Genomic DNA, 8,138 nt, shown 5'->3' with positions numbered 1-8,138 from the left:
CCGGCTGGCGGGGGGAGGCGGGGGATGCAGCCGGAGCAGCCCAGGCGTACGCCGACCTGCTGACACACATGGAGCGGGTGCTCGGCCCCGACCATCCCGACGTGCGCATTACTCGACAAAGCGCCAACCACTGGCGGAAGGAAGCGGTGAGGAGGCCCGGGACGTCGGTCAACGATCATTCGTGAGTCACCCGGATCGGGCTCTCAGCTCCCGCAGTCATGACGATCACTGCTTGTGCGGCTGATGACGTCGGTCTTACCGCACCCCCACACGGTGACCCTCTTGCAAGCTCAGCATCGCTTGCGGCTGGCGACAGGGTTACCGGTTCCCCTACCTCGCCTCCTTGTCCTCCTCGGTGCCGTAGCTGGCCAGCGCGAGAGCAGGGAGGGCGAGCGGTATGAAGGTGCGTCGCATGCGCCGGAGCTCCTCAGTCCACCGGTCATAGCAGTGGTACAGGCGGTCAAGGAGTCTCGGGGACGTCGTTCATGATCTGGACACGCAGATCATCGGCGTGCTCGTGCCAGGGCAGCGCCACGGCAGTTACATGATCCCCGTCCACTTCCAGGGCCGCGGTCCGCGCCGGCCGCGAAGGCAGTCCACGCGATACTGCGCTTCCTCCTGCCACTCCGGTCGAGTCGCAGCATGCTGAGCCGCATAAGTGGCCATACGCAACTCGCGTGCACCGGCGAGCAGTTCGTACCCCTCCCACTCCGTCACATCTACGCCGTACAAGTCGCAGAACTCTGCGTACTCGGGGGCGCTCACGGCACCGGTCGTGGTGAGCTTCACCGCGGTGGAGACCAGGTCCCACTCCGGTGGTCCCACGGACACTCGCTCGAAGTCCAACAGGATCGGGCCGCGGGCCGTCCGGGCGACGTTGCCCACCCACGCGTCACCATGCACGACACAGTCGGGCAGCCCGGAAGGACGCTGTACCCACTGGCGTTGCAGTTCCTCATGCCGTTGCCGGAGCCACGACCGGTCGTCCTCGGTCAGGGGCGTCGCGACGTCGATCCTCTCCGACACACGGACGAACGGGTCGAGCTCGCCCAGTGGGAAGTCGGGAACCGGCAGCGGATGAAGCCTTTTGAGGAGCTGCACCACGTCGTGGACGGTGCCGTTTTGTGTGCGCGGGTAGTTCCTCCCAGAACGTCACTGGGCCCGCTGACCTCGACCGGCTGGTCGACCGGCAGCGCGCGAACTGCTGGCACGTCCTTGTCGGCCAGCCACTGAGCGACGTTCACCTCTCGGACGGCTGCCGCCGACTGACCGGGGCGCGCGATGCGTACGATGGCACGCTGACCCGGCAGACGCCATATCGCGTTCTCGGCGATGCGAATCGGCTCGGCGCCAGGTGGATCGAGTCCGGCCGCCGAGCAGGCTGCGACCAGGACCGCGGAGGAGGCATGGGCCGAGATCGTCGTGCCTGCAACGTAGCGCCGATTCGCTCGCGAAGGTACGCCACTTCGGGGATGCGACGGTGCCGGGCGGCGAACCGGGTGAGTTCCTTCAGGTCGTCTGCAGCTCGCCGGGAGGTCAGGTGGCCGGCGTCCGTGAGGGCCTGGTGGCCGATGGCCGTGGCCTGTTGCGGGTCGCCTTTGGCCATCAGAAGGCTCGCCAGTTTCGTACCGGAAATTGCACGCGAGCGGGCGTATGCGTCGTCGTGGCCTTCGATGGCGATCTCGAAGCGCCGGCTGGCCTGTCCTGTGTCCTGGTCCTTCAACAGGACCAGATCGTAAAGCTCCAGAAGGGATGAAGGCATGGCTTCTGCTGCTGTTCAGTTGACCCGTGGAACGGTCTACCCACCCAATTCGACGTCGATTCGACCCCGGAGCCGAATGGCGGAGTGGACACCCCCTCTGACCTGGGCCGGAGGGGGTGCGACAGGACGAGCCGGGCTGTACGCCGGGTTCTGTTCCGGCGGGTCCTCGCGGGCCCGCCGGCGACGGCCATCCATCTAGGGCCGGTGTTGCCACCGGCCTCGTGCGGTCTACCCGCGGACTCGGGCGGGCAGCCCTCGATCGTCCGCGCAGAGACGCTTCCGAAGAGGCGTCTCCTCTTGACCTTGCTCCGGGTGGGGTTTACCTAGCCGCCTGAGTCACCTCAGGCGCTGGTGGTCTCTTACACCACCGTTTCACCCTTACCGGGGACCGAGGTCTCCGGCGGTTTGCTTTCTGTGGCACTGTCCCGCGGGTCACCCCGGGTGGCCGTTAGCCACCACCCTGCCCTGTGGAGCCCGGACGTTCCTCGGGGAGTCCCGCAAGGGACTCCACGCGGCCGCCCGCCCGGCTCGTCTGCCGTGTGGACCATGGTACCGGGCGTGAGCGGGGCTTCGGCGCGGCGGCCGTCGCCAGGACCGAGCCGGTGAGGATCAGGGCGAAGGCGGCCAGCACGGGCGCGGTCAGGTGTTCGTCCAGGAGGAGCGCGCCGGCCGCGACCGCGACCGCCGGGTTGACGTAGGTGATCACCGAGGCGCGGATCGGGCCGGCCTCCTTGATCAGTTCCAGGAAGGCCACGAAGGCCACCGCCGTGCAGACGACGCCGAGGGCGGCCAGGGCGGCCAGGGTGTCGGCCGAGGGCAGGGCGGCCGGGCGGGTCGCGATCGCCGCGGGGGCGTAGACGAGGGCGGCCAGGGCCAGGCAGGGCGTGATGAGGTGCAGCGTGGGGACGTCCCTGAGGTGGCGGTCGGCGATCAGGGGAGCCGTGGCGTAGCCGATCACCGTCACCAGGACCTCCGCCAGGGACAGGGCGTTACCGCCGGTCAGGTGGGGGACGGTGAGGACGCCGACGCCGCCGAGACCGAGCGCGAGGCCCGTGATCCGGCGGGCGCCCAGCGTCTCCGCGGCGCCGAAGAAGCGTGCCAGCAGGACGCCGGCGATCGGCACGCCCGCGATCAGCAGGCCGGCAGTGGAGCTGGACAGGTGGCGTTCGGCGTCGGTCAGGGTGTACCAGGGGCCGACGATCTCGATGACCGCGAACGCCAGCATCGGCTTCCAGTGCGTCCGCACGGTGCGGGCCAGCCCGGGCTGCCGCAGGGCGAAGGGGAGCAGGAGCAGGGCGCCGAGGGCGCAGCGTACGAACACCACCGCCGACGGGGACACTTCGTCCACCGCCACTTTGATCATCAGATAGGGGATGCCCCAGACCACTCCCATCAGGGAGAACAGGAACCAGCCGCGTGCAGTCATGCGGTGAGTGTCGTCCGGTTCAACGCCCGACGTCTTGAACGCTGTTGCGGTACGCCGCCGGAGTCACCCCGAGGACGCGGCGGAACCAGCGGGTCAGGTGCGCCTGGTCGGCGAAGCCGACGAGACCCGCCACCTCGGCGGGGCGCAGTCCGGTGTCGAGCAGGGCGCGGGCCCGGGTCACCCGGTACTGGGCGAGCCAGGCGTAGGGGGGTACCCCCATCGTCGTACGGAACGCGCGGAGGAGCTGGTAGCGGGAGAGGCCGAGGTCGGCGGCGAGTACGGCGAGGGAGGGCGGGGCGAGCAGCTCGTCGGCCAGACGGTCGCGGACGGCGAGGGCGACGGGACCGGCTCCGGGGACGGTGTCGTCGTCGGCGCGGGACGTGGAGTGGCGGCGGGCGAGGGCGGTGAGCAGCCACGGGAGGCGGGACTCCGCCTCCAGGGGATCGGGGTGGGCGCTGAGGTCGGTGTGCGCGCGGCGCAGGGCGGCGGCGAGCTCCGGGTCGTCAAGGACGGGCTCGCGGAAGTGCGGCAGGCCGGTGCCGAGGGTGCCGTCGCCGAGGAGGGCGGGGGCCGCGTAGAGGGCGCGGTAGGAGTAGCCGTCGGAGGCGGCGGGACCACCGGTGTGCATCTCGCCGGGCTCCAGGACGACGATCGAGCCGGGCCCGGACACGACGCGGCCCCCGCGGTAGGCGATGACCTCGAGGCCGCCGACGGTGACCCCGACCGTGAACTCGTCGTGCGTGTGCGGGGCGTACTCGTGCCGGCTGAAGCGGGCGGTCAGCAGGTCGAGCGGAGGACCGCACCGCCCGAGCCGCGCCCTGGTCCACCGGGCCTGTTCCCGCACGTCCCCCATCTCACACCCCCGCCCTCAGGGGATCAGAGGAAGTCGCCGGTGTCCAGGTCGAAGGCGAAGGGCCGGGTCGCTGAAGAGCGTGACGGAGGAGGCCTCGCGGTCGACGAGGAACCGGTCCCGTTCGCCCGCTCGGGTTACTTGACCCTGTCGCGACGTCAACGTTTCTACTGGTGGCATGCGGATCGGAGAACTCGCCGCCGCCGTCGGTGTCACCACGCGGGCGGTGCGGCACTACCACCATCTGGGGCTGCTGCCGGAGCCGGAGCGGCTGGGCAACGGGTACCGGGACTACACCCTGCGGCACGCGGTCGTGCTGGCCCGGGTCAGGCGGCTGACCGAGCTGGGGCTGGGGCTGGCCGAGGTGCGGGACGTGCTCGCGGACGACGCCGGGAAGGACCTCGCCGAGGTGCTGACGGAGCTGGACGAGGATCTGGCGCGGCAGGAGGAGGCGATCCGGGACCGGCGTGCGCGGCTGCGGGCGTTGCTCCAGGCGGGGGGCGGGCCGGTCGCCGAGGGGCCGGTCTCCCCCGAACTGGCCGGGCTGTTCCGGGAGATGGGGGACGTCACCGACTCCCCCATGGCCGCCAGGGACCGCGAGCTGCTGGCGCTCATCGAGACCTCCGCGCCGCCGGAGGAGCGGGAGCGCCTGATGGGGCTGCTCGGCGGGGTGGTCGGCGCCCCGGGCGGGGCGGAGCGGGCCGTGACCGTGTACCGCCTGCTCGACGCGCTGGCCGAGGTCGAACCGGACGATCCGCGGGTGGAGGAGGCCGCCCGGGCCCTCGCCGCGTGCGTGCCCGCCGAACTGGTGCCGGAGGGAGCGGTCCTCGACGAGGACGACGGCTTCCTGCGGGCCTTCTACGCCGACTTCGCTCCCGCCCAGGCGGAGGCGATCCGGCGGACGCTGCGGATGGTGGCGGAGGGCGGGTCGTGAGGGGCGTACGGGTGGGCTGGGCGCTGGTCCGGCACGAGCTGCGGCTGATGGTGAGCCTCGGGCTGTGGCTGGTGCGGCGCACGCACGGCACCGGCGGTGGCGGCAGGGCCTTCGGGTACGCGGGCGGGCAGGCGGCCGTGATGTTCGGGTTCGCGTTCGTGTGCGTGGTCGAGACGGTGGCGATGTCCGTGCTGCTGAGCGACTGGCCGACGGTGCACGCGGTGGTGCTCTTCCTGGACGTGTACACCGTCGTCTTCGTCGTCGCGCTGCACGCCGCGTCCGTCGTCCGTCCCCATGTCCTGGACGCGGACGCGCTGCGGGTCCGCCGGGCCGTCCACGTCGACCTGCGGATACCGCTGGACCGGATCGCCTCGGTCCGGCGTGAGCTGCGGACGACGCGGGAGGAGAAGGCCGCGGGGGAGCTCGATCTCGCCGTCGGCTCGCAGACGACGGTCACGGTCGAGCTCGCCGAGCCGGTCACCCACGTCACCCTCCTCGGCCGCCGCCAGGAGGTCCGCGTGGTCCGCTTCCACGCGGACGACTCCGACGGACTGGTACGCGCCCTCGGGGCGCGGCTCGCCGCACCCCCTCTCTTCGGTGAGAGCGTCTGACGGACGGCGCTCGACGCCCCCCGGCGCCACTTCCTGGTGTCGGCACACCCGTCCCCGGGCCACCACGCCCCCGACGACGACACCGCCGTCGCGCGCGATCATGACGGTCCTGGCCGGCCACTTCACGGGCACGGACTTCGATCCCGCCGTGGTCCACGGCGCCGAGCCGGGCGGTCCGACGCACGCCGTACCCTGGCTGGCGAGCTCTACCGAGGGAGTACGTGTGCTTGTCCTGCTGCCGCCGTCCGAAGGCAAGGCCTCTTCCGGCCGCGGTGCCCCGCTGAGGCCCGAGTCGCTGTCGCTGCCCGGGCTGACCGCCGCGCGGGAGGCGGTCCTCGCCGAGCTGGTGGAGCTGTGCGCCGGCGACGAGGACAAGGCCCGCGAGGTGCTCGGGCTGAGCGAGGGGCTGCGGGGCGAGGTCGCGAAGAACGCGGAGCTGCGGACGGCCGGGGCGCGTCCCGCCGGGGAGATCTACACCGGGGTGCTGTACGACGCCCTGGACCTGGCGTCCCTCGACGCGGCGGCGAAGCGGCGGGCCGCGAGGTCCCTGCTGGTCTTCTCCGGGTTGTGGGGCGCGGTCCGGGTCACCGACCGGATCCCCTCCTACCGCTGCTCGATGGGCGTGAAGCTGCCCGGGCTCGGGGCGCTGAGCGGTCACTGGCGTGCGCCGATGGCCGAGGTGCTGCCCGAGGCGGCGGGGCGGGGGCTGGTCCTCGACCTGCGGTCGGCGGCGTACGCGGCGGCCTGGAAGCCGAAGGGCGAGGTGGCCGGACGGACGGCGACGGTGCGTGTGCTGCACGCGCCGACCCGCAAGGTGGTCAGTCACTTCAACAAGGCGACCAAGGGCCGGATCGTGCGGAGTCTGCTGACGGCCGGCGCGGCCCCGAAGGACCCCGCAGAGCTGGTGGTGGCGCTGCGCGACCTCGGGTACGAGGTGGAGGCGACGGCGCCGGCCAGGGCGGGGACGGCCTGGGCGCTGGACGTGCTGGTGGACGAGGTGCACTGAGCGCGCATTGCGCCTTGCGCAACACCCTTTGCGCGCTATGCATCGACCGGGCAGGATGACGCCATGCGCTCTCCCCTGCCCTGCTCCGTCCTGGATCTCGCCCCCGTCGTGCCCGTGGTGGTCGTCGAGGACGTCGCCGACGCCGTACCGCTGGCGCGTGCGCTGGTGGCCGGGGGGCTGCCCGCGATCGAGGTGACGCTGCGTACCCCCGCCGCGCTCGACGCGATCCGGGCGATCGCCGGCGAGGTGCGCGACGCCGTGGTCGGGGCCGGGACGGTGATCACGCCGGAGCAAGTGGGCGACGCGGTCGCGGCCGGGGCGCGGTTCCTGGTCAGCCCGGGGTGGACGGAGGTCCTGCTGGAGGCCATGCGGACGTCGGGGGTGCCGTTCCTGCCCGGGGTGTCGACCACGTCGGAGGTCGTGGCGCTGCTGGAGCGCGGGGTGCGGGAGATGAAGTTCTTCCCGGCACAGGCGGCCGGTGGCACGGCGTACCTGAAGTCGCTCGCCGGGCCGCTCCCCCAGGCCCGTTTCTGCCCGACGGGAGGCATCGGCCCCGAGTCCGCGCCGGAGTATCTCGCGCTGCCCAACGTGGGCTGCGTGGGCGGGAGCTGGATGCTTCCGCCGGACGCGGTGGCGGCCCGTGACTGGGCACGGGTCGAGTCCCTGGCCCGCGGGGCCGCGGGGCTGCGGCGCTAACCCTCCTGGCGCAGGTGCGAGGTGTCGTTGAACAGGCGGACGCTGGCGTTGCCGTCGGCGTAGTACGCGACCGCGGAGAGCGAGGCGGCCGACAGTTCCATGCGGAACAGGGCCTCGGGCGGGGCGCCCAGGGCCAGCCGTACGAAGGTCTTGATCGGTGTCACATGGGTGACGAGCAGGACCGTGCGGCCCGCGTGGGCGGCGATCAGCTTGTCCCGGGTCGCGGCGACCCTGGTGGCGGTGGCCGCGAAGCTCTCGCCGCCGCCGGTGGGCTCGGCGTCCGGGGAGGACAGCCAGGCGTTCAGGTCCTCGGGGTGGCGTTCGCGGACCTCGCCGAAGGTGAGGCCCTCCCAGGCGCCGAAGTCGGTCTCGCGCAGGCCGTCCTCCACGCTCACGTCGAGGCCGAGGCGGGCGGCGACGATGCCGGCGGTCTCGCGGGTGCGGGCGAGGGGCGAGGCGACGATCGCCTGGACGGTGCCGCGGCGGGCGAGCGCGGCGGCGACCTTCTCGGCCTGTTCACGTCCGATGCCGGAGAGGGAGGGGTCACTGCCGCCGCTTCCCGAGAAACGCTTCTGTGGGGTCAGCGGCGTCTCCCCGTGCCGCAGCAGCACGAAGGTCGCCGGCGGGCCCATGTCGGCGGGCGCCCACCCGGAACTGGGCGTCGCCACGGCCCGCGCGGCCCGCACGTCGGCGCCGGCGCCGCCCCCGGCCGTCCGCGGGGCGGCTCCTGCCGCACGGGCAGCCCGATCATCGGCCCCGCCCTCCGCCTGGCCGTGCCCACCACCGGCGGCGGCGTCCGCCCCGGCGTCCGTAGCCCCGCGAGCTGCGGCATCCGCCCCGCCCGCCCGCGCAT

8 protein-coding genes, 1 other RNA gene and 2 pseudogenes are annotated in these 8,138 nt (G+C 72.6%); 5 read left to right on the top strand and 6 right to left on the bottom strand.

All coding sequences use genetic code 11. The features are described 5' to 3' along the window. A pseudogene (locus BU52_RS36740) lies at positions 1 to 185 on the top strand (hypothetical protein); the annotation flags it as partial. 355 nt (positions 186 to 540) lie between these two features. On the opposite strand, the gene BU52_RS36935 reads toward BU52_RS36740, so the two are convergent. The 5 genes and pseudogenes from BU52_RS36935 to BU52_RS32530 form a co-directional block, all read right to left on the bottom strand. Continuing rightward, on the bottom strand, positions 541 to 1,104 hold the full coding sequence (locus BU52_RS36935; RefSeq protein ID WP_268747640.1) for a phosphotransferase family protein: 564 nt from the start codon (positions 1,102 to 1,104) through the stop codon (positions 541 to 543). Between the two features lie 136 nt (positions 1,105 to 1,240). Then, on the bottom strand, positions 1,241 to 1,762 hold the full coding sequence (locus tag BU52_RS37235; protein WP_407702090.1) for a hypothetical protein: 522 nt from the start codon (positions 1,760 to 1,762) through the stop codon (positions 1,241 to 1,243). A gap of 123 nt (positions 1,763 to 1,885) precedes the next feature. After that, positions 1,886 to 2,293: RNase P RNA component class A (gene rnpB / locus BU52_RS32990), an RNA gene on the bottom strand. A gap of 115 nt (positions 2,294 to 2,408) precedes the next feature. Then, positions 2,409 to 3,188: pseudogene (locus tag BU52_RS37230) on the bottom strand (DMT family transporter); the annotation flags it as partial. A 19-nt stretch (positions 3,189 to 3,207) separates the two neighbouring features. Further along, the gene (locus BU52_RS32530) at positions 3,208 to 4,041 is read right to left on the bottom strand and encodes an AraC family transcriptional regulator (protein ID WP_037941441.1); all 834 of its coding nucleotides are present in this window, start codon (positions 4,039 to 4,041) and stop codon (positions 3,208 to 3,210) included. A 175-nt stretch (positions 4,042 to 4,216) separates the two neighbouring features. Here BU52_RS32530 and BU52_RS32525 point away from each other — a divergent pair, with 175 nt between their 5' ends. The 4 genes from BU52_RS32525 to eda all read left to right on the top strand — a co-directional run bounded on the left by BU52_RS32525 (position 4,217) and on the right by eda (position 7,285). Next, a complete protein-coding gene (locus BU52_RS32525) occupies positions 4,217 to 4,972 on the top strand; it encodes a MerR family transcriptional regulator (protein ID WP_037941438.1) in 756 nt (251 codons plus the stop codon). A gap of 47 nt (positions 4,973 to 5,019) precedes the next feature. Next, entirely contained in the window at positions 5,020 to 5,583 is a 564-nt protein-coding gene (locus BU52_RS32520; protein WP_051858779.1) for a hypothetical protein, read from the top strand. A gap of 223 nt (positions 5,584 to 5,806) precedes the next feature. Next, the gene (gene yaaA, locus BU52_RS32515; protein WP_037941447.1) at positions 5,807 to 6,589 is read left to right on the top strand and encodes a peroxide stress protein YaaA; all 783 of its coding nucleotides are present in this window, start codon (positions 5,807 to 5,809) and stop codon (positions 6,587 to 6,589) included. Between the two features lie 63 nt (positions 6,590 to 6,652). After that, positions 6,653 to 7,285 (top strand): bifunctional 4-hydroxy-2-oxoglutarate aldolase/2-dehydro-3-deoxy-phosphogluconate aldolase, encoded by a 633-nt coding sequence (gene eda, locus BU52_RS32510; RefSeq protein ID WP_037941433.1) that lies wholly within the window; start codon positions 6,653 to 6,655, stop codon positions 7,283 to 7,285. Here the strand turns inward: eda and BU52_RS32505 are convergent. Then, positions 7,282 to 8,138: bifunctional RNase H/acid phosphatase (locus tag BU52_RS32505; RefSeq protein ID WP_051858778.1), on the bottom strand; the 857-nt coding region annotated here is incomplete at its 5' end. The two genes, eda and BU52_RS32505, sit on opposite strands and share 4 nt — an antisense overlap.

The sequence above is a fragment of the Streptomyces toyocaensis genome (assembly GCF_000725125.1).
Lineage (GTDB): Bacteria > Actinomycetota > Actinomycetes > Streptomycetales > Streptomycetaceae > Streptomyces > Streptomyces toyocaensis.
The sequence above is the reverse complement of the archived record's forward strand: the minus strand, read 5'-3'. Positions and strand labels throughout refer to the sequence as shown.

Excerpts from the sequence above, each read along its gene's own strand:
- BU52_RS32530 (WP_037941441.1), bottom strand. The coding sequence starts at position 4,041 with ATGGGGGACGTGCGGGAACAGGCCCGGTGGACCAGGGCGCGGCTCGGG.
- eda (WP_037941433.1), top strand. The coding sequence starts at position 6,653 with ATGCGCTCTCCCCTGCCCTGCTCCGTCCTGGATCTCGCCCCCGTCGTG.
- BU52_RS32520 (WP_051858779.1), top strand. The coding sequence starts at position 5,020 with ATGGTGAGCCTCGGGCTGTGGCTGGTGCGGCGCACGCACGGCACCGGC.
- BU52_RS37235 (WP_407702090.1), bottom strand. The coding sequence starts at position 1,762 with ATGCCTTCATCCCTTCTGGAGCTTTACGATCTGGTCCTGTTGAAGGAC.
- BU52_RS32525 (WP_037941438.1), top strand. The coding sequence starts at position 4,217 with ATGCGGATCGGAGAACTCGCCGCCGCCGTCGGTGTCACCACGCGGGCG.